The sequence below is a fragment of the Listeria sp. ILCC796 genome (assembly GCF_900186175.1).
Lineage (GTDB): Bacteria > Bacillota > Bacilli > Lactobacillales > Listeriaceae > Listeria > Listeria goaensis.
This window is the reverse complement of record NZ_FYBV01000008.1, coordinates 67,149-92,381: the sequence shown is the minus strand read 5'-3', so window position 1 is coordinate 92,381 and position 25,233 is coordinate 67,149. Positions and strand designations below refer to the sequence as shown.

The 25,233-nt window shown below is 40.5% G+C and carries 27 protein-coding genes and 1 pseudogene; 12 read left to right on the top strand and 16 right to left on the bottom strand.

The genetic code is table 11. The annotated features are described in order from the left end of the window. Window position 1: 1 nt before the first annotated feature. The 3 genes from CFS04_RS09545 to CFS04_RS09535 all read right to left on the bottom strand — a co-directional run bounded on the left by CFS04_RS09545 (window position 2) and on the right by CFS04_RS09535 (window position 2,768). Window positions 2-1,438 carry a glycoside hydrolase family 1 protein gene (locus tag CFS04_RS09545; RefSeq protein WP_088810472.1) on the bottom strand — a complete coding sequence of 479 codons (1,437 nt, stop codon included), beginning with the start codon at window positions 1,436-1,438 and terminating at the stop codon, window positions 2-4. 148 nt (window positions 1,439-1,586) lie between these two features. Beyond that, the gene (locus tag CFS04_RS09540) at window positions 1,587-2,267 is read right to left on the bottom strand and encodes a hypothetical protein (RefSeq protein WP_088810471.1); all 681 of its coding nucleotides are present in this window, start codon (window positions 2,265-2,267) and stop codon (window positions 1,587-1,589) included. A 90-nt stretch (window positions 2,268-2,357) separates the two neighbouring features. Beyond that, on the bottom strand, window positions 2,358-2,768 hold the full coding sequence (locus CFS04_RS09535; protein WP_088810470.1) for a helix-turn-helix domain-containing protein: 411 nt from the start codon (window positions 2,766-2,768) through the stop codon (window positions 2,358-2,360). A 178-nt stretch (window positions 2,769-2,946) separates the two neighbouring features. Here CFS04_RS09535 and CFS04_RS09530 point away from each other — a divergent pair, with 178 nt between their 5' ends. From CFS04_RS09530 to CFS04_RS09515, 5 genes and pseudogenes are all read left to right on the top strand, one after another. Then, the gene (locus CFS04_RS09530; protein WP_088810469.1) at window positions 2,947-3,267 is read left to right on the top strand and encodes a hypothetical protein; all 321 of its coding nucleotides are present in this window, start codon (window positions 2,947-2,949) and stop codon (window positions 3,265-3,267) included. 14 nt (window positions 3,268-3,281) lie between these two features. Next, on the top strand, window positions 3,282-3,566 hold the full coding sequence (locus CFS04_RS09525) for a holin (protein WP_088810468.1): 285 nt from the start codon (window positions 3,282-3,284) through the stop codon (window positions 3,564-3,566). After that, a pseudogene (locus tag CFS04_RS13125) lies at window positions 3,563-4,117 on the top strand (M15 family metallopeptidase); the annotation flags it as partial. The gene CFS04_RS09525 and the pseudogene CFS04_RS13125, both read left to right, overlap by 4 nt. A gap of 24 nt (window positions 4,118-4,141) precedes the next feature. Then, window positions 4,142-4,561, top strand: a complete 420-nt coding sequence (locus tag CFS04_RS13120) for a hypothetical protein (RefSeq protein WP_244169964.1) — start codon at window positions 4,142-4,144, stop codon at window positions 4,559-4,561. Window positions 4,562-4,678: 117 nt separating this feature from the next. After that, window positions 4,679-5,113: a DUF805 domain-containing protein gene (locus CFS04_RS09515; protein ID WP_088810466.1), complete on the top strand. Its 435-nt coding sequence runs from the start codon at window positions 4,679-4,681 to the stop codon at window positions 5,111-5,113. Between the two features lie 53 nt (window positions 5,114-5,166). On the opposite strand, the gene yidA is transcribed toward CFS04_RS09515, so the two are convergent. Next, entirely contained in the window at window positions 5,167-5,979 is an 813-nt protein-coding gene (gene yidA, locus CFS04_RS09510) for a sugar-phosphatase (RefSeq protein ID WP_088810465.1), read from the bottom strand. Window positions 5,980-6,093: 114 nt separating this feature from the next. On the opposite strand from yidA, the gene CFS04_RS09505 reads away from it, so the two are divergent. Next, the gene (locus CFS04_RS09505; protein WP_088810464.1) at window positions 6,094-6,594 is read left to right on the top strand and encodes an N-acetyltransferase; all 501 of its coding nucleotides are present in this window, start codon (window positions 6,094-6,096) and stop codon (window positions 6,592-6,594) included. Between the two features lie 13 nt (window positions 6,595-6,607). Next, window positions 6,608-7,369: a nucleotidyltransferase domain-containing protein gene (locus CFS04_RS09500; protein ID WP_205408904.1), complete on the top strand. Its 762-nt coding sequence runs from the start codon at window positions 6,608-6,610 to the stop codon at window positions 7,367-7,369. Window positions 7,370-7,411: 42 nt separating this feature from the next. On the opposite strand, the gene CFS04_RS09495 is transcribed toward CFS04_RS09500, so the two are convergent. Next, a complete protein-coding gene (locus CFS04_RS09495) occupies window positions 7,412-7,987 on the bottom strand; it encodes a PadR family transcriptional regulator (protein WP_159457895.1) in 576 nt (191 codons plus the stop codon). A 108-nt stretch (window positions 7,988-8,095) separates the two neighbouring features. Between CFS04_RS09495 and CFS04_RS09490 the strand changes: the two genes are divergently transcribed. After that, a complete protein-coding gene (locus CFS04_RS09490; protein ID WP_088810461.1) occupies window positions 8,096-9,064 on the top strand; it encodes a Gfo/Idh/MocA family protein in 969 nt (322 codons plus the stop codon). A 59-nt stretch (window positions 9,065-9,123) separates the two neighbouring features. Here CFS04_RS09490 and CFS04_RS09485 read toward each other — a convergent pair whose 3' ends face one another. Next, the gene (locus CFS04_RS09485; RefSeq protein ID WP_088810460.1) at window positions 9,124-10,224 is read right to left on the bottom strand and encodes an ABC transporter ATP-binding protein; all 1,101 of its coding nucleotides are present in this window, start codon (window positions 10,222-10,224) and stop codon (window positions 9,124-9,126) included. A 357-nt stretch (window positions 10,225-10,581) separates the two neighbouring features. On the opposite strand from CFS04_RS09485, the gene nrdD reads away from it, so the two are divergent. After that, on the top strand, window positions 10,582-12,732 hold the full coding sequence (gene nrdD, locus CFS04_RS09480) for an anaerobic ribonucleoside-triphosphate reductase (RefSeq protein WP_088810459.1): 2,151 nt from the start codon (window positions 10,582-10,584) through the stop codon (window positions 12,730-12,732). Next, window positions 12,725-13,273 carry an anaerobic ribonucleoside-triphosphate reductase activating protein gene (gene nrdG, locus CFS04_RS09475; RefSeq protein ID WP_088810458.1) on the top strand — a complete coding sequence of 183 codons (549 nt, stop codon included), beginning with the start codon at window positions 12,725-12,727 and terminating at the stop codon, window positions 13,271-13,273. The genes nrdD and nrdG overlap by 8 nt, the downstream gene beginning before the upstream one ends. A 34-nt stretch (window positions 13,274-13,307) precedes the next feature. On the opposite strand, the gene CFS04_RS09470 is transcribed toward nrdG, so the two are convergent. Together CFS04_RS09470 and CFS04_RS09465 are read right to left on the bottom strand one after the other, a co-directional pair. After that, window positions 13,308-13,937 (bottom strand): Crp/Fnr family transcriptional regulator, encoded by a 630-nt coding sequence (locus CFS04_RS09470; protein ID WP_255377786.1) that lies wholly within the window; start codon window positions 13,935-13,937, stop codon window positions 13,308-13,310. A 101-nt stretch (window positions 13,938-14,038) separates the two neighbouring features. After that, window positions 14,039-14,668, bottom strand: coding sequence for a Crp/Fnr family transcriptional regulator (locus tag CFS04_RS09465; protein ID WP_088810457.1), 630 nt, complete (start codon window positions 14,666-14,668; stop codon window positions 14,039-14,041). Window positions 14,669-14,847: 179 nt separating this feature from the next. Between CFS04_RS09465 and CFS04_RS13115 the strand changes: the two genes are divergently transcribed. Next, entirely contained in the window at window positions 14,848-15,357 is a 510-nt protein-coding gene (locus tag CFS04_RS13115) for a hypothetical protein (RefSeq protein WP_088810456.1), read from the top strand. Further along, on the top strand, window positions 15,354-16,661 hold the full coding sequence (locus tag CFS04_RS09455) for a glycosyltransferase (RefSeq protein WP_088810455.1): 1,308 nt from the start codon (window positions 15,354-15,356) through the stop codon (window positions 16,659-16,661). Before CFS04_RS13115 ends, CFS04_RS09455 begins: the two co-directional genes overlap by 4 nt. A 57-nt stretch (window positions 16,662-16,718) precedes the next feature. Here CFS04_RS09455 and CFS04_RS09450 read toward each other — a convergent pair whose 3' ends face one another. From CFS04_RS09450 to CFS04_RS09415, 8 genes are all read right to left on the bottom strand, one after another. Next, the gene (locus CFS04_RS09450; RefSeq protein WP_088810454.1) at window positions 16,719-17,213 is read right to left on the bottom strand and encodes a hypothetical protein; all 495 of its coding nucleotides are present in this window, start codon (window positions 17,211-17,213) and stop codon (window positions 16,719-16,721) included. Beyond that, window positions 17,203-18,003, bottom strand: coding sequence for a DUF3100 domain-containing protein (locus CFS04_RS09445; RefSeq protein ID WP_088810453.1), 801 nt, complete (start codon window positions 18,001-18,003; stop codon window positions 17,203-17,205). The genes CFS04_RS09450 and CFS04_RS09445 overlap by 11 nt, the downstream gene beginning before the upstream one ends. Before the next feature lie 10 nt (window positions 18,004-18,013). Beyond that, entirely contained in the window at window positions 18,014-19,273 is a 1,260-nt protein-coding gene (locus tag CFS04_RS09440; protein WP_088810452.1) for a M20/M25/M40 family metallo-hydrolase, read from the bottom strand. A 178-nt stretch (window positions 19,274-19,451) separates the two neighbouring features. Next, window positions 19,452-20,474 (bottom strand): DUF389 domain-containing protein, encoded by a 1,023-nt coding sequence (locus CFS04_RS09435; RefSeq protein WP_088810451.1) that lies wholly within the window; start codon window positions 20,472-20,474, stop codon window positions 19,452-19,454. 70 nt (window positions 20,475-20,544) lie between these two features. Beyond that, window positions 20,545-21,243 (bottom strand): hypothetical protein, encoded by a 699-nt coding sequence (locus CFS04_RS09430; RefSeq protein ID WP_088810450.1) that lies wholly within the window; start codon window positions 21,241-21,243, stop codon window positions 20,545-20,547. 117 nt (window positions 21,244-21,360) lie between these two features. Further along, complete coding sequence (locus CFS04_RS09425) at window positions 21,361-22,548, bottom strand: M20 family metallopeptidase (RefSeq protein ID WP_088810449.1); 1,188 nt, start codon at window positions 22,546-22,548, stop codon at window positions 21,361-21,363. Between the two features lie 12 nt (window positions 22,549-22,560). Next, on the bottom strand, window positions 22,561-23,961 hold the full coding sequence (locus tag CFS04_RS09420; RefSeq protein WP_088810448.1) for an MFS transporter: 1,401 nt from the start codon (window positions 23,959-23,961) through the stop codon (window positions 22,561-22,563). Further along, window positions 23,961-25,163, bottom strand: coding sequence for a M20 family metallopeptidase (locus CFS04_RS09415; RefSeq protein ID WP_088810447.1), 1,203 nt, complete (start codon window positions 25,161-25,163; stop codon window positions 23,961-23,963). The genes CFS04_RS09420 and CFS04_RS09415 overlap by 1 nt, the downstream gene beginning before the upstream one ends. Window positions 25,164-25,233: the final 70 nt, after the last annotated feature.

Sequence of the window (25,233 nt, the reverse complement as noted above, 5' to 3'; positions counted from 1 at the left end):
ATTATAATTCTTCACCATTTGTTTCAATCACTTTTTTATACCAGTAGAAGCTATCTTTCGGGATACGCGTCATCGGTGCATCGTCAGACACATCGCGGTCCACATAAACGAAACCATAGCGCTTTTGATAGCCGTTCAACCAGCTAAGCAAGTCCGTAAAGCTCCACGTGCAGTAGCCAAGCATATCCACGCCGTCGCTAATCGCATCACGAATCGCCGTCACATGACTCGCCAAATACTCGATGCGATATTCATCGTGAATTTGCCCGTCTTCCAGCTTATCAAATTCACCTAAACCATTTTCTGTGATTAAAATAGGAAGTTGATAGCGGCTGTTAATGCGGCGCAAGGCAATTTGTAAACCTTTCGGGTCAATAGTCCAGTCCCAATTTGTCGTTTTCACAAATGGATTAACCAGTTTTTTATAAACGCCTGGTACCCCTGTTTCCTTCGAAGTCCCTTTTTTACCCGTCGTATTCATTTCATTGCTCATGCCAACACCGTCAAGCGGGTTGTAAGCAACTGTTGCAGACTGATAATAATTGACGCCCATAAAATCAGGTTTGCCAGCGCGAAGCAATTCCATATCGCCATCTTCAATTGTAGGCGCAATGTCTTGTTCCACTAAATATTTCCATACTGCACTTGGATAGCGACCATATGCGTAAACGTCCATCCAAAAATAACTATTCAATTCTTCCGCATCATCGGCTGCTTGAACGTTTTTTGGATCCGTATCAATCGGATAGTGAGGCGTGTAGGCAAAACTTGGTCCGATTTTACCATCAGGAATAATTTCATGGAAAGCTTGAATCACACTAGCATTCGCCAAGTTTGCAATATGGTTAACAGCATACATCCGTTTTGAATCTGAAACTTTTGGCGGGTGAAGCGCCTGTCCGTAGCCCATTCCAACAAAAATATTTTGCTCGTTTAAAGAAACCCAATATTTAACACGGTCGCCGTAGCGCTTAAATAGCGTAATCGCATAATTAGTAAAATCACGAATGACTTCGCGTGATTCCCAACCGCCGTATTCATCAAATAGCGCTTGCGGAATATCCCAATGATAAATCGTAACAAGCGGTTCAATATCGTATTTTAATAACTCATCAATTAAGTCATCGTAAAATTTCAAGCCAGCTTCGTTTAATTCCCCTTTACCTTGTGGGAAAATACGCGACCAAGCAATCGAAAAGCGGTATGCTCTTAGTCCAGCGTCCGCCATGAGTTTCACGTCCTCTTTATAGCGATGGTAATGGTCAACCGCTACATCACCATTTGTTCCTTCATAAGTCGTGCCGGGAATTCGTACGTAGTTGTCCCAAACAGAAGGTCCTTTACCATCTGTATCCCATGCACCTTCAATTTGATAAGCAGCAGAAGCTGACCCCCATAAAAAATCTTTCGGAAAACTTGTCCGTTTTTTGTGTTCCATTTAAAATCCTCCTCAAATCATTAATCATAAAACACATTACTTCTTTATTTTAAAGTATAATCTTTTCAATTGGAAGTGAAAGAGTATGCTAGGAAAATAGCAAACACCCCTATAACCTTCAGGCTAAGGGGTGATCAGTAAGGCAAATTTAATTTGGATATATCTCTAATGTTGTTACATCTAGGCTCTTATCAGTAGAGAATTTATAAGTTGCATGATCTACTGTCACTTTCGTAGTACTGTGTTTCTTATGACTAGCGTCGAAAGTATCTAAAACTTTATCTAGCTTATCTTCTGAGCCAACCGCACGCATGACCGCTTCAATGGCGTTTTGGAAATTGTCATAATCGTAAATACCCATGTCAAGCTCGGTACTGGGCGCATAAACGAGAGAAATAGCCATTACGTTGTTCCCGTCACAGGCAATATTAAATCCAGTCGTCACTTTTGTATCCGCTTGCGGGGCACCAGGTAGCGGAAGTGTAAACTGGTCTTTCAGCACCTCATAATCAACCAATGTTTTTTGTTTCGGAATTGTAAATGAATTTGTTGCTTCTTCGCCCTCTTTTTTTGCAATGATTTCATACGACGCTTTAGAGGTTGTCCGTGGAACATGGATAGCAAACCTGCCGTCTTCTGCAATTGCCTTTTCTTCATTACGAGCCGCATCTGTAAACGTTATCTCAGCGCCTACATCAGTTGTTCCATAATAGGTTAAATCATAGCCATTTTCGGGTGTTTGATTAATTTCGAGAGGAAGCTCCCCACATCCTCCCAAAAGACTTGTTGCTAGCAAAGCTGTAAATAAAATTTTTCTACGATGTTTCATCTAACGACCCCTTCTACTGTTGTATTTATATAATCGCATGCTACGTTTATACCCATTTTTCTTTTTATTTTTTTACAAAAGTTAGCTGTCCTAGTTCTTTTTGATATTCTCAATAAAGCCCAGAATTTCTTGCATTTCAAGCTCTGTGACATCGTCCTCCAAATGAGCCGCGATGGTCGAGGAATCTAGAACTTTCATTTGTCTTTGTGCTGCCAGTTGTTCCGCCGCAAAATTGTAAACCAGCCTTTGTCTATCCGGCTCTAGCTCTTCAAAAATTGCGATGAAATCTTCGCTTGTTTCAGTTTCCCACCCCATCAATTTACTCGGAGTCGTTTCTAACATATCAGCAATCGCCTTGAGCATGCCAACAGGCAGTTTTTCAATCTCACCGTTTTCATATCTAAAAATAGTCGACCTGGAAACCGCTAACTTTTTAGCAATTTCATCTGCGCTAATCTTTAATTGTTTGCGTCTTGTTTTTATTCGCTCACCAACATGCATTGAAAGCCCCTCTTTCCAGAGATTTATAGAAAGTATATCTTATCTCACCAAGTTTTACAATGGATAGTCGCATTTTTGCGATACTTTTTTTGTGAGAAAATCAACAATCGCGTATAATGAAGGAAGTTGCAAAAATGCGACTTTTTAAAAGGCTGCTATCAAAACGGAGGTGTTGAAAGTGGAAGTGATGAAAGAAAAGGTCGTGCAATTAGAAAATGAATTGGCATACTTGAAAAAGCGTGTCAAACATATCGAGGAGCAAAGCCATGCGAGAGAACTAAATGAACAACATGCACTAAATGAAATCAGAAACTCGCTAAAAGCACTTGAAAACGAGCTGAAAAATGCACTTACACAATCTGCTAGCCGCGAAAAACACGCACTTGATAGAGAAGTTTCAGCCAACATACGTGAAGAAAAAGCTTTGCGCTCGTTTTACTGGGCAATTGGTCTTGTTGCTGCACTTTTAATTGCAAGCATTGTCGAAAGCTTTTCATAAAGGAGATGGAAAAAATGAATTTTGGAGAAGAATTACTCGCTTATATGACATTTTTAACAATTTCAACAACTGCAATTGTTCAAGTTGTCAAAAGCACAAATAAAATTCCGCGGCATTATTTGCCGCTAGTAAGTTTAATGATAGGTATTACGGTTGGAGGCCTGGCAACGCTTATTCCTGGTGCCGGCTCAATTTCCGTTATGTTATGGTCTGGCGGCTTAGCAGGACTAGGCGGTACGGGTTTGTTTGAACAGTTTACGAAACGTGATGGGAATTTGAAGGGGGATGACAGCAAGTGACGTATTACAGCGAGAGAAATTGGGCGAATATCGCAAAATTAGCCAACCAGACGAAAAAAGCGGCGACTTCGCTTTTAAAATGGGCAGAAGGGGAACAAATCGAAGTTTTAATTTACGAAACGATCCGAACTACTGCGCAGCAAAAGAGTCACGTGGCGAGTGGCGCATCACAGACGATGAAGTCTTACCATATTGTTGGGCAGGCATTCGATTTTGTCCCAGCGAAAGGGCAAACGATTCAGTGGGACGGGTACAACCGTGCAGATATGAAGAAGTTTATCGCAAAGGCGAAGACGCTCGGTTTTGAATGGGGTGGAGACTGGCGGGGGCTTGTTGATAAGCCGCATATGCAGTTCAATTACAAAGGTTATGGTTCGGATTCGTTTGAAGCGAGCGCGCCGAAAACAGACGATCTAGGGCTCGTCGCGTATATGAATCTGATTGGGCTTGACTCAAGCTATGGTCATCGTATGGAGCTAGCCGCGAAGTACGGCATTACGGGCTACAGAGGAACGGCTTCGCAAAATATCACTTTATTGTCTAAAATAAAAGTAGCTCACAATACGAAAAATGATGTGAAGAAACATTCCATTTCTGCTACCGTCCAAGATGTTACCCCACTACTTCCAAAACCGCAATTCAAATCACAAACGCCACTTCGGCTTTGGAAAACGGGTACAAAAGTCCAAATTGGGAAGCATTCGCGCTATTGGCACAAGACTTCCGTTCAAGATAAAAACGGGAAATGGGTTACTGGCTACATTTACCACTCGATGGTCACCAATTTGAAGCCTGTTAAAGGGACTGATAAATTTGAAGGGAAAATAAAAGCATTCGCGATTTGGTGGGACGACATGAACCTACACGGCGGCGCAATTTTAACCTACAAGCCTGGCACGAAGCTTAGTCATTATCCAGTGGAGAATGGGCTTAAGAGTGCCTACTTCGCGAAACAAAAAAAGGTTTTTTTTACACCGAATTACTTTTTGAAATAGTGTAAAAGTGTGGCTAAAAAAGAATAAATGGTTAATAAATTCGAAATTTAGACATATCATTCACTTTGAAAGTATAGTATAATAATTTGGATAGTTTAAAAAAGGGGAGTTGAAAAAATGGGATTTTTAGAAGCTTATAAAGCCTATTGGAAGAATTATGTGAACTTTAGTGGGCGTTCAACACGTTCGGAGTATTGGTATACTATCCTATGGAATGCGATTATCATGGCAATCTTTTGGATTTTAATGCTAATCGTTGGTCTTTCTTCTGCAACAGCAGCAGCGGGTACAGCTTATCCGGGGGAAGTTTTTGGAGCAATGTATGCAGGACCAATGCTTTTTGTAGTCGTACTTGTATGGCTCTTTGGAATCGCGAATATTATTCCGGGAATTAGCCTTATGATTCGCAGATTTCATGACATCGGAAAAAGTGGCTGGTTCGTGCTACTTGGTCTTATTCCGTTTGTTGGAAGCATTATTATTCTTGTTTTCATGTGTTTACCTAGCGTTGAAGGTGCTAGCAACACGAAAAATGATGAGTACGGGTTTTAAAAAATAGTTTAAAAAAAGCGCTGTAGTTATTGAAAACTACAACGCTTTTTAATTTAAGCATTCAAAATGAATTTTTCAATGGCCCGCGCAACACCGCTGTTATTGTTGGTTTCTGTAATGAAATCAGCCATATCTTTTAGGCGCGGGATAGCATTGCCCATCGCAACGGCAGTGCCTGCAAATTCAAGCATCGTTGTATCATTTTCATGGTCGCCAATGCACATCACTTCATCTTGTTTGATGCCAAGAAGTTCAGAAAGCTGCTTCACCGCATTTCCTTTACTTGCATTCGGGTTTAAAACTTCTAAATAAAACGGGGCACTGCGAACAAGGTGGTAATGCTCTTCAAGGTCGCTTGGTAGCTTCTTTATTCCCGCTTCGAGAATTTCTGGTTCGTCAATCATCATTGCTTTTGACATTTGGAAATCAGCCGGAATTTTCTCGATTTCAGTGAAAACGAGCTGACTCCCGGTTAAATAAGCTTCTACAATAGTGTATTTTCCAATGTTCCGATTCGCTGTGTAGAGCGTTTTATCATCGAAGAAGTGCATATGTAGTCCAGCATCATCACTTATTTTTGAAAATGAAACGAGGTCGTCTTTCGTTAACGTTAAGTGTGATACGACTTCTTTCGTAAAGGTATCTTGAACCATGGCGCCGTTAAAGCTAATGACATAATCGCCTTCCTCGCGCAGTTCAAGTTCGCTTAAATATTGTTGCACGCCGACAAGTGGACGGCCTGTACATAAAACAATTTTTGTGCCAGCTGCTTTTGCTTTTCGAATCGCTTCTTTCACTTCGGTCGTTACTTCGTGGTGGTCGTTTAAAAGTGTGCCATCAATATCAATTGCTACTAATTTAATCATAAGTTCAGTTCCTCCAATCATACCAATTAAGTATAGCATATTCCTGCTAGCGATTGAAGTTTACTAGGAAATATGGCAAGATGGAAGAAGAAATGTGGAAAAGAGTGTGACAGTATGAAACGTAATTATCATGTGAAATTTTTAAATGAAAAGGATATCGCTTTGGCTGAACATGTATGCGCCAAGTGCGAGGATTACTTTCAAATTGAGCAAGGGCGGAAAGCGAATTCAAGTGATGCACACGCCATTTTAACGGACTTGCCTGATGGGAAAACGAAATTCGACAAGTTTGTCATGGCGATTTTAGATGATCAGGAAGAACCTATCGGCCTGATTGATGTTGTGGCAGATTTTCCAAAGAAGGGCGAATGGATTATCGGGCTGTTACTGCTTGTGCCAGACGCGAGAGAAGCAGGACTTGGACGCGTTTTACATCAAGTCATTCGCGACTGGGCGACAGACGGCGGCGCGAAGTCGCTCCGCATCGGCGTTTTGAATGAGAATGAGGCGGCAAAAGGTTTCTGGGAACATCTCGGCTACCAAAAACAGGAAGAAAAAACAACACAGTTTGGAGAAAAAACGCACGTAGTTAGCGTCTACACACTCCAAATTTAAGAAGGTGAGAAGCGTGTGGGAATGGGTTGAAAAGGAAATAAAACGAATTGAGCACGAACAAAACGTAACCATTTGGTATGCAGTGGAGTCTGGCAGTCGGGCCTGGGGCTTTCCTTCCAAAGATAGCGATTTTGATGTACGGTTTTTATATACACATTCTGAGGATTGGTATGTTTCAGTGGAGGAGCGGCGCGACGTGATTGAGTACCCGATTGATGACTCGCTTGACGTGAGCGGTTGGGATTTGAAGAAGGGCTTGCAACTGCTTCGGAAGTGCAATCCATCTTTACTTGAATGGCTGAATTCGCCAATTGTATATCGTGATAAAGGGAATCTTGCAGCTGAACTTCGCAAACTTTGTCGTGAAAATATGGCACTAAAACCGCTGATTTATCATTATTTACATATGGCGGAAGGAAATTTTCGCGAATATTTGCAAGGTGAGCAGGTGAAAATTAAAAAATATTTTTATGTGCTCCGTCCGCTTTTTGCATGTAGCTACATTGAAAAATATGAAGCGGAACCGCCTGTCCTCTTTGATGAAATCATGGCTAAAATTGAAATTCCCGAACCAATTCGCGAAATAACGTCTGAACTTTTAGTACGCAAAAAAGCAGGCGATGAACTCGATTTAGAACCGCGCCTTGATGAACTAAACGCCTATATTAACGAACAAATCGGCCATTTCAAACAATTTGTGCAATCCATTGATTCGCCCGAACCAATCGCCTATGCCAAATTGAATGCCGTTTTTAGGAAGTTTGTGCGGGAATAAATGACTAAAACCCCTTTGTTGCAAGAGCAACAAAGGGGTTCTTTACCCAAAAAATTCAGCCATTTCCTCGCGAATATTCCCATTAAAAGTCCCGGTTTCTATGCGCGCTATCCAATTATCAAGCAAATCCACATCCGCTTTTAAATGTTGAATCGCGTTTTTAATAATTAGCGCAGTGGCAGCGTTTTCTGGATTGGCCGTTTTGTCCGCTGCCCGCTCGCGGCTCAATTCAAGCTCGCGGGACACCGCGTTTTTTCGTTCATTTAAATAGAACAAAAGCTTGTATTTATCGGCATAGTCGGAGAAAAGTAACGCCGGGTAAAGCGTTTTATACGACAAAATATCTTTTTTAAATAGTTTATAAAGCTCTTTTTCAATTTGGGCGCGCCCTTTTTCTGTAATCGCATACACCGTTTTTGTCGGAGTCTTTTCATTTTCAACCACTTTAGCGACTGAAATGTAGTCATTTTTAAAAAGTGAGTCAAAAGCATAATAAATTTTAGCATCATTAATTTGGAATAAGTAATTCCAATCGTAGTGCTTTAAAAAGCGCTTTACGTCATAAGGATGCACATTTTGATAGTCAAGAACGCCTAGAATGACTAATTTTAAAGACATTTTCATTCCCCCCATTTTAAAATATTATACCAAAGTATAGACTTTTGACAAAGAAAAGCGAGCATGCCTATAATAAATTAGAATATGAATAGGGAAAGGATGATGGAAATGACAGAGCTAAACTGGGCAATCATTGGCCCAGGCGAAATCGCGCATCAATTTGCTGACGCGATGCAAAAGATGGGGCGTACTATTTATGCAGTTGGAGCGCGCAAAAAGGAAAAAGGCGAAGCGTTTGCTGCAGAATACGGGATTCAAACGGTTTATGACGACTTTGATGTGCTTTTTGCCGATGAAAATATTGATGTTGTGTACATTGCGACGCCAAATTCGCATCATTTTGAATTTATGATGCAAGCTGTGCAAGCCGGAAAACATATATTAGTCGAAAAGGCGATAACGATAAATACGGCGGAACTCGTTGCCGTTCAAACGGTTGCGGCGGAGAAAAATTTGATTGTTGCCGAGGCGATGACGATTTTTCACATGCCGCTTTATAAAAAACTAAGAGAAATTGCGAACTCGGGGAAACTTGGGGAGCTTAAAATGATTCAGGCATCGTTTGGTAGTGCGAAGCCGAATGATCCTACTAATCGCTTTTTTAATTTAGACCTTGGCGGCGGGGCGCTGCTTGACATTGGTACTTATGCTTTGTCGTTTGCGCGCTTTTTTATGAACGAAACGCCAACCGAAATTTTGACGACAGTGAAAAAATATGAGACGGGCGTAGACGAGCAATCAGGCATTATTTTGCGTAATGAAAAAATGGAAATGGCGGTTGTAAGTTTAACATTCCGTTCCAAAATGCCAAAACGAGGCATCGTCGCCTACGAAAAAGGCTTTATCACAATTGATGAGTATCCGCGATCGAGCCAAGCAAGCATCACCTATTCAAATGGCAATCAGGAAATTGTGACTGCCGGCGATTCAAACAGAGCGCTCTCCTATGAAATCCTCGATATGGAAGAAAGCATTGCGAACGGGGCAAGCCAAACGATGGCACTCACTGAAGATGTGATTCAAATTATGACGAATGTGAGGGAACAATGGGGAATTAAATTTCCTTTTGAGAAATAGAATAAGCGGTCGTCTATAATTAGACGACCGCTTATTTTTATTGAAGTGGGAGGATTAGCTTAGTCAATTAATGCAATTTCAGATTCTTTGTCGAAGAAGTGTGCTTTGGACATTTCGAAAGCAAGTGTTAGTGTTTCGCCGTTTACGTGATCTGTACGGGAATCAACACGTGCTACGAATTCGTGTGAGCCAACTTGATTGTGGAGCATGAATTCAGCACCAGTAAGTTCAGCCACAATTGTTTTCGCTTCAAAGGCATAATCAGGATTAGCTTCAATCATTAGAGGTTCATCGTGAATATCTTCAGGACGAATGCCGAAAACGATTTCTTTATTGTCATAGCCTTTTTCTTTTAAGACTTTCAATTGGCCTTCTGGAATCGAGATGGTGAAGTCATCACCAATGAAATGGCCATTTTCTATCCGACCGCTAAAGAAGTTCATCGCAGGGCTACCAATAAAGCCAGCTACGAACATGTTAACAGGGTGATCATACACTTCTTTTGGCGAACCAACTTGTTGGATAACACCATCTTTCATAATAACGATACGAGTCGCCATAGTCATCGCTTCGGTTTGGTCATGAGTAACGTAAATCATCGTTGTATCAAGTTTTTGATGTAGTTTTGTAATTTCCGCACGCATTTGCACACGAAGTTTAGCATCTAAGTTTGATAGCGGTTCATCCATTAGGAAGACTTTTGCATCACGTACAATCGCACGACCTAAGGCAACACGTTGTCTTTGTCCACCAGAAAGCGCGCTTGGCTTACGTTTTAAATACTCGGTTAGGCCTAAAATTTTGGCCGCATCTTCAACACGAGTTTGAATTTCGGCTTTTGGCATTTTACGAAGCTTAAGACCAAACGCCATGTTATCGTAAACGGTCATATGTGGATATAAAGCGTAGTTTTGGAAAACCATTGCGATGTCGCGGTCTTTTGGTGCCACGTTATTCATCATTTTTCCATCAATATAAAAGTCACCTTTTGAAATTTCTTCAAGACCAGCAATCATTCGAAGTGTTGTGGATTTACCGCAACCAGACGGACCAACGAAAACGATAAATTCTTTGTCCGCAATTTCCAAATTGAAGTCTGATACAGCTGTTACTTTATTATCATAAATTTTATACACATGTTGTAAAGATAATTGAGCCATTCTATTCGCCTCTTTCTTTTTAACTTACTTGTATTGTAAATGAAAACGCTTTACAAAAACTATGGCAACATGCACAAAAGCCGAATGAATTTTTTGGGCATGTTGACAAAAGTTAGCTGAGCAGAAAAGGGTGTTTTTGAAAAGGGACGAATGTCTTGTTTTAGAAAAGCATGGTGCCATGCACTTATATTTGTGAAATTAAGAACTAAAGGCCTATTTTTTTCGAATATCTAGGAAATCACTTTAAATGATACTTTATATTGTGTTATGATTATTTTGCTGATACAAGATATAGTTTTTATAACGGTGGGGAAATACTGTTTAAAAACAGACTGAAGATAATCGGGGGAATGAGTTATGTACATGGAGCAAGCTGTAGAACAAGTTGTTATCAAACGAGATGGACGAAAATCGAGTTTCGATTTGATAAAAATTAGGAGTGCAGTGCTGGCATCAATGAAAAGTATTCATGTGGAGGATGAAGCTTTTTTAGATGATATTGTGGTTGAAATTGTGAATTCTTTACCAAGTGAAGGGGAATTAACGATTGATGAAATTCAGCATACGGTTGAAAATGCGCTGATGAAATCCGCTTATCCAGATGTTGCACGAAGCTACATAGAATACCGCCATGACCGCGATGCTGTACGTGAAAATGTGACCGACATGACGAAAAGTGTTCAAAAATTACTTGAAAAAGACAAGACGGTTGTCAACGAAAATGCGAATAAAGACGCGACTGTATTTAATACGCAACGCGATTTAACGGCTGGAGCGGTTGCTAAAAGCTATGCGCTGAAATATATGCTGCCTAAACACGTATCAAACGCGCATTTAAAAGGAGATATTCATTTTCACGATTTGGATTACAGCCCGTACCACGCGATGACGAACTGCTGTTTAATTGACATTAAAGGAATGCTTGAAAAAGGGTTTACAATTGGGAATGCGAATGTGGAAAGTCCGAAGTCGATTCAAACTGCGACCGCGCAGATCGCGCAAATTATCGCGAATGTGGCGAGCTCACAATACGGCGGTTGCTCCGTCGACCGCATCGATGAAATTTTAGCGGGTTATGCTAAGCGCAACTATGCGAAACATGAAAAGGAAGCGGGCGAGTGGGTTGTTGCTTCCAAGCAAAAGGAATATGTTGAAGAAAAAACGCGCAAGGACATTTATGATGCCATGCAAAGTTTGGAATATGAAATCAACACGTTGTATACAAGCAATGGTCAAACGCCATTTGTCACGCTCGGTTTTGGTCTTGGGGAAGATTGGTTCGCACGCGAAATCCAAAAAGCGATTCTCACTGTTCGCCTTGGCGGAGTCGGCAAAGATAAGCACACGGCGATTTTTCCAAAACTTGTCTTTTCGTTAAAAAGAGGAACGAATTTGGAGGAAAACGACCCTAATTATGATATTAAACAACTGGCGTTACAATGTTCTGCCAAGCGTATGTATCCCGACGTTTTAAGTTTCGACACGCTAACGAAATTGACGGGGGACTTCAAAGTTCCGATGGGCTGTCGCTCGTTTTTGCCAGCGTGGAAGAACGAAAACGGCGAGTTTGTGAATGCCGGCCGAAATAATCTTGGCGTTGTCACGCTTAATGTTCCGCGAATCGCGATTCAAAGCGGCGGCGACCAGACGAAGTTTTGGGATATTTTCCATGCGCGCATGCAAACTGTAAAAGATGCCCTTTTATTCCGTTTAAATCGTGTCAGAGAGGCACGCCCAGAAAACGCGCCGATTTTATATAAATACGGGGCTTTCGGGAAGCGACTACAAGACGGCGATGCAGTTGACGAACTCTTTAACAAAGAGCGTTCCACCATTTCAATCGGCTACATTGGTCTTTATGAGGCGGCGACCGTTTTTTATGGTGGCGAGTGGGAAACGAATTCCGAAGCGAAAAACTTTACGCTCGACATCGTGAAAAGTTTGAAAGAATACGCGGACGAGTGGAAAGCAGAATACGGTTACTGGTTTAGCGTCTACTCTACACCAAGTGAAAGCTTGACCGACCGTTTCAATCGCCTAGACCGCGAAAAATATGGCGTTATTAAAGACATAACCGATAAGGAATACTATCAAAATTCATTCCATTTCGATGTGCGCAAAAAAATTACACCGTTTGAAAAAATTGATTTCGAAAAAGAATATCCAGAGTTTTGTTCAGGTGGCTTCATTCATTACTGTGAGTATCCAAAAATTGTACACAACACCAAAGCGTTAGAGGCTGTTTGGGACTATGCCTACGACCGAGTCGCTTATCTCGGAACAAATACGCCAATTGATAAATGTTATGAATGCGAATTTGAAGGTGAGTTTTCCCCAACAGAAGAAGGATTTAAGTGCCCAGAGTGCGGAAACACAGATCCTGAAAAGGCGGACGTTGTGAAGCGAACTTGTGGCTATTTGGGCAATCCGATGAAGCGTCCGATGGTTCACGGGCGTCACGTGGAAATTTCGAAGCGTGTGAAACATATGGAGCTACGTGATGAATAATCCAGCGCCAAAAGAATGGCAATCTGAAAAACTAAGTCGCGGTTTTATCGCGGACTATAAAGCGTTTAATTTTGTGGACGGGGAGGGCGTCAGATGCAGTCTTTATGTATCTGGTTGCCCTTTTCATTGTGAAGGTTGCTATAATAAAGCCGCGCAGTCGTTTCAATACGGCGTGCCGTTTACAGAGGAACTTTTAGAAAAAATTGTCCGCGACGTTCGGCATGAGTCCGTGCAAGGCTTAACACTTCTCGGCGGAGAACCATTTCTAAACACGGAAACTTGTTTAACGGTTTGTAAAAAAATTCGCGAGGAGTTCGGCGACTCAAAAGATATTTGGTCATGGACCGGCTACACGTGGGAAGAAATGATGCAGGAATCAGAAGATAAACTCGAGCTACTTTCTTATGTCGATGTGCTCGTTGATGGCCGTTTCGAGCAAAAGCTTTTTGACCCCAATTTAGCTTTCCGCGGTTCGAGCAATCAACGAATTATCAATGTAAAAAAATCAATGGCAAGTGGTAAAGTTGTTTTATATAAGTAAAAGCTTGGTCGCTATGACCAAGCTTTTTTCATGGTTAAAGATGACTTTTTACAAAAGTATTGCCATCTTCTCTTTTTAATAAATTCTGATTGACTAAGTTTATAAGAATTTTGTCCAAAGTTTTGCGCGAAACGCCACCATATTTGGACAACATTGTTTTTGTAATAAAACTAGGGATTTCAAAATAACCGTTTATTTCGGGAGCTTCCACTTTTTGACAGAAAGTTTGTAACGTATAAATGATGCGCTTATCAGTGGGAAGATCAAATTTCATGAGTTCAAAACAAAATGCCGAAGAATTTTCCGTAACTGCATTTAGCAGCCATTCCATATATTCGATTTTATTTGAAGCAAAGTTTAGAAAGAATTCTCGGTTTACAAAAGCAACTTGTGTTTCACTATCACTAATAAGACGTAATTGATCATGCACGCCCATTTTATAGGGAGATTGGTGGATAACATTACCTGGAACAAAGAATTGTAAAATTTGAAAGGTCTTATTTTCCAAATGGAAACAACCCTCCAAAATAATGACTATATGTGTATCCATTTTTTGAATCTCAAGCGTCTGATTTCTCTGTATTGTCTCGAATGCTACGTGTGAAGGATACACCTTGCTTTGATTCAAATCCTCAACCATACTGAGCAGCTCGCTATGATTCATAATATCGTCATCTCCCAACAATTTATACTATCATAATAACAGAAAAAAGTGAAGAATGACTGTTTATTGCATTATAATTAATAAAATTTTAAATGAAATCTTTATGAAGGGACTTTTACAAAAAACCTTTTATTTTCGATTCGTACAAGCTCTTTTTGCATTAACGACTCTAAAATTTTATCAAGTTGTTTACGTGAAATATTCCCATATTTCGCGAGTTTAACCTTATTTATAAAAGAAGGTACAGCGAAATAGTCATTTTTTCGAGTCGTGTTTAACTTTTCACATAAATATTGTAATGTATAAACAACCCTACCTTCTGTAGAAAAGTCATATTTAATAAGCTCATTGTACAAGTTCATATTGTTAAGTAAAGTCATCTCAAGTAGCCATTCCATATAAGAAGGTTTATTCGTTGCGAAGTTTAGAAAATATTCCCGGTTAACAAAAGTAATCTCAACATCTGTATCGCAGACTAAAAATAGATTTTTTTCTAAATTTAAACCTGCCACTTGTTGGTTAATGACGTCACCTTTTGAGAAAAAATGAAGAATCTGTGCATTTTTATTTTCCATATGCACAGTCCCTTCATGAACCACAATGAATTCATTTAAAAAGCGTTTCCCATCAATGATTGAGTTTTTAACTAATTTTTCAAAATTTATCCATGAGTTATCAAGTTTATTAGAGTTTAAGTCTTCTAAAATCTCTTTAGTTCTGTCGGTAAACAATTCAATCAGCTCCTTTTTTTTATTATCATAACAAGAATGAAACGAATGAATATGTGGAATTTACACATTTTTTTGCTGTTTTTTGTTTAAATTTAGTCAAATGTTTTATGAAATCATGCTTACAAAATAATGATTAAGGGAATGGAGAGAAGAATAACTTTTTAGAGGAGTTGACACATATGAAAGAGAACGCGACAAGAGAAGAAATGAACGAGCAGTTTATCGAAGATCAATTTTTTGAATCGGGGCACACGGGCTTAAAAGTTCGCCAAATACTCATCACGATTTTAGCATGGCTAGTCTTTTTTCTGCCATTCGGCTTAGTGTTGTTTCCCATTTTATTTTTAAAGGAACGCGTCATTATTTTTGCCGCTTTTGAAACAGCCATTCGGATTTTTCGAATACTTGACATCTTTTTATTAGTAGCCATTATTTTTATTGTCATTTATTTCTTATTTCTCACACACAAAACGAATAAAAATTTCGAAGAACGCTTGCAAAAAGAAATTACATACGATGAATTTGAATCAAATACACGAGAAGCTACATTAGAAGCATTTTTTACAGAGCGATTTGGGGATAAAGCAGAACGGGAGGCCGCAAAATTTGTGTCCATACCTGAAGAAAAAAATATCGATGAAACTACAATCCGTGATTTATACAAAGAAAAAGGGGTAGAACTCAAATGAATTTAAGTCTTTTTCATACAGGAAATACCGTTTTAGATATGACAATGACCATCTTTTTTGTTATTTTGCTTACTTATCCTATTTTAGGAGGACTTGCTTGGTTTTTCGGAGCGTTTTGTTATTCTTATTTGTTCAAATATAGGCAAGAAACTTGGACAAATATTCCGCCAGAAGTAGAACCATTTATAACCATTATGGTTCCAGCACATAATGAAGAAATCGTTATCGAGGATACAATCGAATATTTAATGAACAAAATAAACTACGAAAATTATGAAGTGCTTGTAACAGACGACGGTTCCACAGACACAACGCCAGAAATTTTAGCACGGCTAATGGCTAAGTACCCCAACTTACGCGTCGTCAGAATCGAAAAAAACAAAGGGAAGGCACACGCATTTAACATTGGCACAAGCTTTGCGAAAGGCGAACTCATTTTAAGCAATGACGCTGACACAGTTCCTGAACCGGATGCTTTATGGAAATACGTCAATTATTTTATCCGTGAAGACGGAAGAAACATCGCCGCCGTGACCTCCAATATGGACGTACAAAATCGTTCAACACTCGTTGGGAAGTCTCAAACCGTCGAATTTTCAAGCATCGTCGGCATTATTAAACGGACCCAAAGCAGCGTTTTTGGTGTTATCTATGCCTATAGCGGGGCAAACACAATGTACCGAAAAGCCGCTCTAATGGACGTTGGCATGTTTCGCCAAGACCGCGCTACAGAAGACATTAGCATCGCTTGGGATCACCAAATGAATGGCTGGCTATCGATTTTCGCCGCCGATATTATCTTTTTCATGGAAGTGCCCGAAACCTTAAACATGCTTTACAAACAACGCAAACGCTGGGCAAAAGGTGGGACAGAAGTGTGGCTGACAAACTTCAAAAAGGTAGTGTCCCACCCGTTTCAAAATCTCGGCCGAACATCCCTATTCATTGACCAAACGCTAAGCATCTTGTGGACCTTCTTCTTTTGGATTTCGAGTATCATTTTTGTCGCTCGCTTCATCTATTTACTGTACATCTGGGACATCCCGCAAATCTGGCTCATGCTCGCTGTCGCTTTCGTCTTTGTTTGCTTCGAAATGATAGCCGGCGCTCTCCAATTGTTCGCCGCCCTACTAATTGATGACCGCGGGAAGAAAATGAAATACTTTATGTTTGCACCGCTTTATTTACTGTTCTACTGGATTATGAACGCTGTGACCATTTTAATGACATTCGTTCCAGCAGTGAAGACTATTTTAGGATTTGGCACAGGCGTCTGGACTAGCCCGGAAAGACGTCAAAAATAATAAAAAAAGTAGGCAAGACCACGACCATGGTCTTGCCTACTTTTTTTATTATGTTCTTTATAGTGAGCCTGTAATCCAAAGGCCGAATTGTGATAGAATGGCGCTGCCTAAGTAGGTTCCGATGAAAACAAAAACCGCAACGATGCCAATTTTCCAAGAAGTTTTGGAGAGGTCAACGAGATGGTCGGCAACGGAAATGCCTGCAAATGCTAAAATTGGCGTTGTAATGGATAGGAAATCAACGGCTGAAATAGCAGTTACAAAGAAGTCTGAGATTAGGCAGAAAATGAGTGATACTAGCGATACCCAACCGAGGACGGGGAAGTTACGCAAGAAGCCAACTGGCACTCTTTTCATTACATCAGATATGATAATACCTAGGAAAGCAAATAACCATAAAACGGCTAGCCCAATTAGGGTGTTTGTTACGATTGGCGTACCGTCAGGGTTTTTCCATAATTTAATTCCTTGCGTAAATAAAATAAGTGCTACGCTAAGTAAAAGGATTAAGCCCATTTTGATATATTTTTTACCAAGAGTTTCATTTTGCATGTTGTTTGCCTCCTCGAGTTAAGGTGCGGTACATAAATCTTTGAAGCGGAACAGCGAGGAAGACCATGGTATATGTTCCTAAGAAACTGGTCAAGAGCTGGCTGGCTGCTGCATAAGATAGTATGGTTGAGCTTTGTTCAGGAACTTGGGCTGCGAGCGTGGAGGACGCGGCTGTCATCATGCTAGCGGATCCAACGCCTGAACTCATGGCTAGTGCTCGAACGTCAAAGCCTAGAGAAAGCAAGAATGGTGCAAAAATACTAAAGAAGATAGCGCCGAATAAGGTTCCAATTAAATAGATGGATAATACGCCGCGTCCTTCTGCTGAATTTAGCGTGTATTTTTCCGAGATGTAGGCCAGTTCGCCTTCGCGACCGAGTCCTAGTGTTGCTCCGATTGCTTCGCGGCGCAACCCGAGCATGATGGCTACTGGGAGACCGAGCAGAACGGTACCTAGGTTCCCTAATTCTTGCAAGAGGAATACCCAGCCGATGCTTAGGATTTCTTTAATGTGCGGGGCTACATCGGCGCCGTATCGCGCCATTAGTGGTAACATAATAATGATTAAATATTGACCGGAAAAGCCAACATTTTCTTTGCTATAAATTTTCTTCAAGATGCCTTTTCGGAAAAATGGAATACCGAAAATCATTCCGATGGCAACGGCAAAAACAAGTGGCAAGACAGTGACAGTTACTGTGCCGAATTGGAGTGTCTTAATTCCAATCATTTCTGCGATTGTAATAATGATGAGCACAGTTGCGATTAAATAAATAAACCCTTTTTTCATGTTTTCCTCCCTAGTCTGTGATTGATTGGATTAGTTTTTCATATTCATTGTAGCTACGTTTATAAAGTTTCGTCGTGTCTAATTGCCCGTTCATTTCCTCGAACACTTGGCTCACAAAACGCGGGAATTGTTCCAACACAAAGCGGTCGTCTATCATGCGGAAATCATCGCCGTGAATGGCACCTGTGAAGCCGCCATAGCTGATTTGAATGCACGGGAACATAAAGGCTAAATCGCCAATGTCACCAGCAGCTGCAATTCCGCCGCGGTCATCAATTAGGCCCGTGATTTCTTCATTTTTATCAAAAGCGTGTTTGACAAATGAATTTAAATAAGTGTCTTGAACGAAAGGCAAGTAGCCCATTTGTGTTTCTGTTTTGACATTTCCTGATAAGGCTGCCGCACTATGTTCTGCAGCGAGGTCAAGCTTTTTAGCAGTTTCCTGCATGTATTCAATAGACTTGGTACGTAAATCGGTTCCCACAGTAACGCGGTTTGGAATCACGTTTGTCGACATGTTGCTATTCATCAAAATTGGATTAAAACGTACAAGCTGATCATCGCGAACTTGCTGTCTGAGTAGCCCGAGTGCGACGTTGAACATTGTGGACATGCTATAGGCATTTACGCCGCTGAACGGGTCGAAACCAGCATGTGTTGCTTTTCCTTCAAAGTGATAACGTTTATAAAGAAAGCCGGCTAAATCGCAACCAATTTCGATGGTCGGCTCATCAAATGTTTCCCCAATTGAATGCACGCAAACACCAAAATCAATATCGTCAAACACGCCAAGTTTCATCGCTTCCGGCTTGCCGCCGTAGTAGGTAATCGTTCCTTCTTGTCGTAAAGTTTCGCGGTAGTCAAGATCTAAATATTCTTCTGCTGGAATAAAAACAAAGGCGATGTTGAAATCATAGTTTTTATAGGCAGCTGTTTCAATGAAATAGGCATACAGCGAAAGAGCTGTCGTTATCTGTGTGAAATGCCCACAATTATGCGCGGCGCCAGTCTCTTTGTCGGCACAAAAGTGAGTAGGTGCGTACACAGCGTCTAGTTCAGCGATAAAAGCCATTGTAATAGGCTTATCTTTTGAAAGGTACGTTTTGATACCCGTAGTGCTAAAATAATCCAATTCAATTTGATTATTCTTACTTTTCAGAAATTCCTCAACCAATTGTTTCGTTTTCCACTCTTTGTATCCTAATTCGGGGTTGTTGAAAATCTGATTAGCAATTTTCTGCATTTCGTCAAACTGCTCTTTGAAAAACATCTTTATCCTCCTAACCTTTTTAATCTACTTCTTATGATAAAGACAATAAAAAGTGAAGTCAACCCTATTTTAAAGAAAAATACGAATGATTTGTTTGGATTTTCATTTTTTATACGTATATAAGCCTGTAATGACACTGAAAAACCACCCCCGTGACTGGAGGTGGCTTCATAAATGATTATTTTGCTTGTTCTTCGACGCTTTTGTTAGTATCGTAGTTTTTCTTAATATACTGGTCGATGAATTTCGTTACCTGACTACCTTTCAGTTCAGTGAGGTCAGGAATTTGATCCACATCAAGTTTAACATCGTCTAAACCATAATCCGGTAAGTCTTGCTCAATACTTTGAACGGTGCTTTTAGGCATCGGGGATCCGGATATTGTAACCGTAAGAACATGTTTATCCTCGTTATAACTTTGATCCAAAACAACATAATCCGAAAATTCATTCGTAACAAATTGGTTAATAGACGATTTTTCCATACTATCTTGGACAAGTATAGAAGCAGAAAAAATACTTGGAATAATAATGAAAAGCGATAAAATAATTAAAAAGATATTGATGCGCCGTGTGTGTTTGCTATTCTTTGCTGTATGTAAGGGAAAGCGCATAAATCTAATGCCGATAAATGTGGCTATCATAATGAAAGCACAATTAATAATAAAGAGGTAAGAGGCACCTAAGAAATACGAAAAATTCAGCGTAGCGATGGCGTACCCAATTGTACAAACTGGCGGCATTAACGCCGTTGCAATGGCTACCCCGGGAACGATATTTGTACTCGTCTTTTTAGAAGCCCCGATAATTCCAGCAACGCCACCTGCAAAAGCGATAATTACATCCCAAATCGTTGGGGCAGTTCTTGCGATTAGTTCATCACTGGCATAGGTTATCGGTGAAATCGTGAAGTAAAGAGTGGCCACTACTAGGCTCACTAATACCTCAACGAGTAGTAACAGTGCTGCTTTTTTGACGATATAAAAATCAAGGACGGAAAGTCCGTACCCTACACCTAAAATAGGCGTCATAAGCGGGGAGATTAGCATCGCCCCAATGATAACGGGAATAGAGTTCATATTTAATCCGATGGAAGCAATTAAGATAGCGCACATTAAGATGACAGAGTCGCTAATTTTAATTGTTAAGTCAGAATTAATTTTTTCCCTAAATTCTTGTGCATTATAACTTGTACTGGCCATAATTTCTCCTTATGAATAAAATGAGTTTGGTGACTTAATTTTAACCCGTAATAAAAAAAGCGGCAAATTTTTATTCCTGTGGTTTCTGCCATAAGCGGTATAGCTCAACGATATGAGCAACGATAATCAAAAGAAAAGATATAACCGTCCCAATGATAAGCATGCTCTCGTAGCTTTTCACTTTAGTCAGCCATTCCGAAAGCATCGTGAAAACACTTGTATGTTTGTCAATTTTCTTAGAAACTTCCTTGATTTTCTGAATGGACTTTTGCGGGTCATCCATGATGCGGGTAAGCGCGTCCTCAATTTCCTGTGAGTTGTGCGATAAAATCGTTTTTTTAGCGTTAACGACATTTGTATGTATATCTTGATACGTATGCAGCGATTGCACGGTAAATAAAATCATAAATGAAAACAGGGAAACTAACAATAAGCTGTAACCACTCGTAATGGCAACGCTCGTACGCGTCCAGCCTTCCTTTTTCTTCGCTTTAAACATCACAATAATGATTAAAATTGGAACGGCGATAATCAAAAGTAATTCGATAACGATGAAAATAATGGTGCTCTTTAAAGCCGCCACCACTTGATGTAAGAAAAAGCTAAGCAAATCCCTCCCTGCCAGCAGGTTAATAACATTCGATACTGAAAAATCAAAATGCCCCGAAACCATATTCCAAATTATCTCTCTTTGAAAAAGCAAGGCTAAAAAAGTGAGCGCAATAAAAAACAAACTGGTGATTAACACAATTTTTCTTTCCTTAATCATCTAAAATTCCCCCTTTTTCTCTATCATATACTTTCTTTCCCCGATTTGTATATGTATAATCACCTAGTATGTAAAAAGAACATAATCAGAGACTGATTATGTTCTTTTTGACGATTATTAATCCAATGAATAGTAGCTTAAAACAACTTCCGCAACAGATTTTGCGGCAACTAGAAGCGCATCTTCATCAATATCAAATTTCGGATGGTGATTGAAATAAGCGTGCTCTGTATTTTTAGGTTTAGCACCAATGTAGAAAAATACGCCGGGAATTTTTTCCAAATAGTAAGCAAAATCTTCTGAACCAGAAAGCATGTCATATTCGGAAACAGCCGTTAAATACTCACCAATGCCTTTTTGTAAACTTGCAACAACTTGATCAGTAACTTTTGGGTCATTGTAAAGAGGTGGGTAGTCATTGGTATAAGTTAATTCTACTGTAACGCCAAACATCGCTTCGATGCCGGAGACAATGCGGTGGATTTCAGTATCGATTTTTTCACGTGTTTCGTTGTTCATGTAGCGGACGTCGCCTTCCAATTCGACGGAGTCTTTGATGACATTAAAGCTTCCTTTCCCGTCGAAAGAGCCAATTGTAACGACGCCTGTATCAAAAGGATTAAGACGTCTGCTAATTACGGTTTGTACGGCTGTGACAAAGTGTGCGCCTGCTACGATGGCATCATTTGCCATATGCGGCGAGGAGCCGTGTCCGCCAGTACCTTGGATGCGCAACTTAAAGTAAGTGCGACCAGCCATTGAATAGCCGCTATGATAGTAAACTTCGCCAGATTCGCCGAATGGGAATACGTGAATGCCGTAAATTTGGTCCACATCATCTAGGATACCTGACTCAACGACGCTTTTAGCTCCGCCTGGCGGTGTTTCTTCCGCATGTTGATGGACAATTTTAATCGTTCCGGGAATGTTTTCTTTAAGCTCAATCAGGCAGTCGGCAAGAATGAGCAAATAGGCGGTATGACCATCATGACCGCAGGCGTGCATGACACCCGGGTTTTTGGATTTAAATGGCAGGTTTGTTTCTTCTTCAACGGGAAGGGCATCAAAATCGGCACGTAGCGCAATGGTTTTACCAGGTTTGCCACCTTTAATTGTGACGACGACAGCATGACCATTGCCGACCTCAGTTGCGACTTCTACATCTTTCCCTTTATAAAAATTTTGAATGAATTTTGCGGTTTCTACTTCGTGAAAAGATAGTTCTGGATGCTCATGTAAATGACGTCTAATTTGAATCATTTCGTCTTTTCGTTCTTCGAGCATTTTCATTAATTGATTACGCATTTTAAAGCCTCCTTATTCGTTTGTAGCGCTTACTACTTTAGATTTTTCCGCTTTTGGTGTAGTGACGACAACAGAAATGAGTGAAATCAAACAAAATGCGACATTCGCGATTAAACCAACCATTGCTGCTAAATCAACATTCCCAGATGCTGCAATCACACCATAAATAGTAGCTGAAATGGCTACGCCGAATGAACCACCGAGGGAGCTTGCCATTTTGTAAATTCCAGATGCTACACCAACTTTATCTTCGGGTGCATTTGAAACGGCTGTATCAGTGGACGGTGTTGCATACATACCAAGTCCTATTCCGAACAAAGCGAATCCGATGAATACAAGGATTGTATAAAGAGCACCAGGAATAAATGTAAGTGCCATTAACGCGATTCCAACGGCTGTAATAGCTGAACCCATAATCATTGGTTTTCGGGCACCAATTCGTTGAAGGATTTTTTCACCGATGCGAATCATTCCGAGAACGCAAACGAGGTAACCGATGGAAAGCAAACCAGATTGGAAGGCTGTAAAGCCGCGTCCGACTTGCACATAAGTGTTTGCGACAACGAGCGTTCCAGCCGCTGCATTTAACAAGAAATTAGAAAGAGTTGCGCCAGTGTAAGCCTTATTTTTAAACAAAGAAAAGTCAATAAAGCCATTTGCTTGGCGAAGCTCTGTGCGGAAAAATAGTCCAGCAGAAAGAAGGAAAACAACGAGCATAATGATTGTTGTTGGGCTTGTCCAGCCGAATGTTGCGCCGCGTGTAATAATAAGGTTTAAACAAACCATTGCGATGACGAAAAGAATTAGTCCAAATGTATCAAATTTTGCTTTCGTTGTTTGCACAACTTTGCTTTCAGGTGTTCCTTTAATTAATAACATGCCTAAAAGTGCGAATGCGATTGAGAAAACGAAGATCCAGCGCCAGCCCATATAAGTGGCGATAAGTCCACCAGCAAATGAACAAATACCTGATCCACCCCAAGAGCCGATTGACCAGTAGCTAAGCGCTCTTTGTCTTTCTGTTCCTTCAAAATAAGTTTTCATCAAGGCAAGTGTTGCAGGCATAATACATGCAGCAGAAAGTCCTTGGATAATCCGACCAATAATGAGTAATGTCGCTCCTTGAGTAACAATAAGTAGAAGCGAGCCAATAATGCTTAAAATAAGTCCAATATAAGTTAATTTCATGCGGCCAAACTTATCCGCCATGCCACCAGCGACTACGATGAAAATACCAGAAAATAGTGCAGTTAAGCTGATTGCGACGCTAAGTAAGTCTGACGAAATACCGAGGTCATCTTGCACAGCTGGTACGATGTTAACCATCGATTGTGCAAAAAGCCAAAATGTGATAACACCAAATACGATGCCGACGATAAGTTTATTTGTTCCTTTATATGCGTTTGTTGCCATTAGTTATTCTCTCCTTTTAAATAATCCAGTACACAAGCGCCCATCGCTTTTGAAGCAATAAGTAAGGCGTCTTCATTAATATCAAATTTAGGGTGGTGATGCGGATAAAAATGTCCATCCGCCGGCATCGCGCCAACATAGAAAAATACGCTAGGCCGTTCTTTCGCATAATAAGCGAAGTCTTCAGAAGGTGGTTGCGGTTCACAACGCACCACATCTGTGATTTCAGGGATGTCTGAGCTTTGAAGTGAGTTGACAACAAATTCGGTCAAAGCTTCATCGTTGTTTAAAACGGGATAATCATTTTTGTAATCTAGTTCACAAGTCACGCCGAACATCGCTTCAATTCCGCGCACAATGCGTTTGATTTCCTTTTCGATCGTTTGGCGTGTGTCCTCCGACATCGAGCGCACATCACCTTCAAGAGTAACCGCGTCTTTAATCACGTTGAAGCTTCCTTTTCCGTCGAATGAACCAATTGTGATGGAACCAACATCGAACGGATTTAAGCGACGACTAATGACCGTTTGAACAGCCACAACGAATTCGCTTGCCGCCACAATCGCATCATTTGCGAGGTGAGGTGAGGAACCATGTCCGCCTTGACCTTGCACTTTCAATTTGAAATAAGAACGTCCAGTTTGAATCGCACCTTCGCGGTAGAAGACTTCGCCAGTTTTCATCGTTGACATGACGTGAATACCAAGAACATTATCAACACCATCTAAAGCACCATCTTGAATCATTTGAATCGCACCGCCAGGAGGTGTTTCTTCTGCGTGTTGATGTAAAATGACGATTTTGCCTGTTAGTTGTTCCTTCATTTCAATCAATGTTTCAGCTAGGACTAACATATATGCAGTATGACCATCATGGCCACAAGCGTGCATAACACCAGGGTTTTTAGATGCAAACGGTAACCCAGTTTCTTCTTGAATAGGTAACGCGTCAAAGTCTGCACGAATCGCAAGCGTTTTACCCGGCTTTCCAGTGTCAATCGTTACAACAACACCGTTTCCGCCAACATGAGTCCGCACGTCACAGTCCATATCTTTATAAAAATCCGCAACGTATTTTGCTGTGTTTTCTTCTTGAAAAGAAAGTTCAGGATTTTCATGCAAGTAGCGGCGGATTTCAATCATACGAGATTGTTTTTCGTTTAATTTTTTGAATAACTCTTCTTTCACCGTAAAAACCTCCAATTTATTGTACTGATACTGGCCAGAACATCAGTAATTGTCGATGCATCTTTATTATAAAAAAATAAAAATC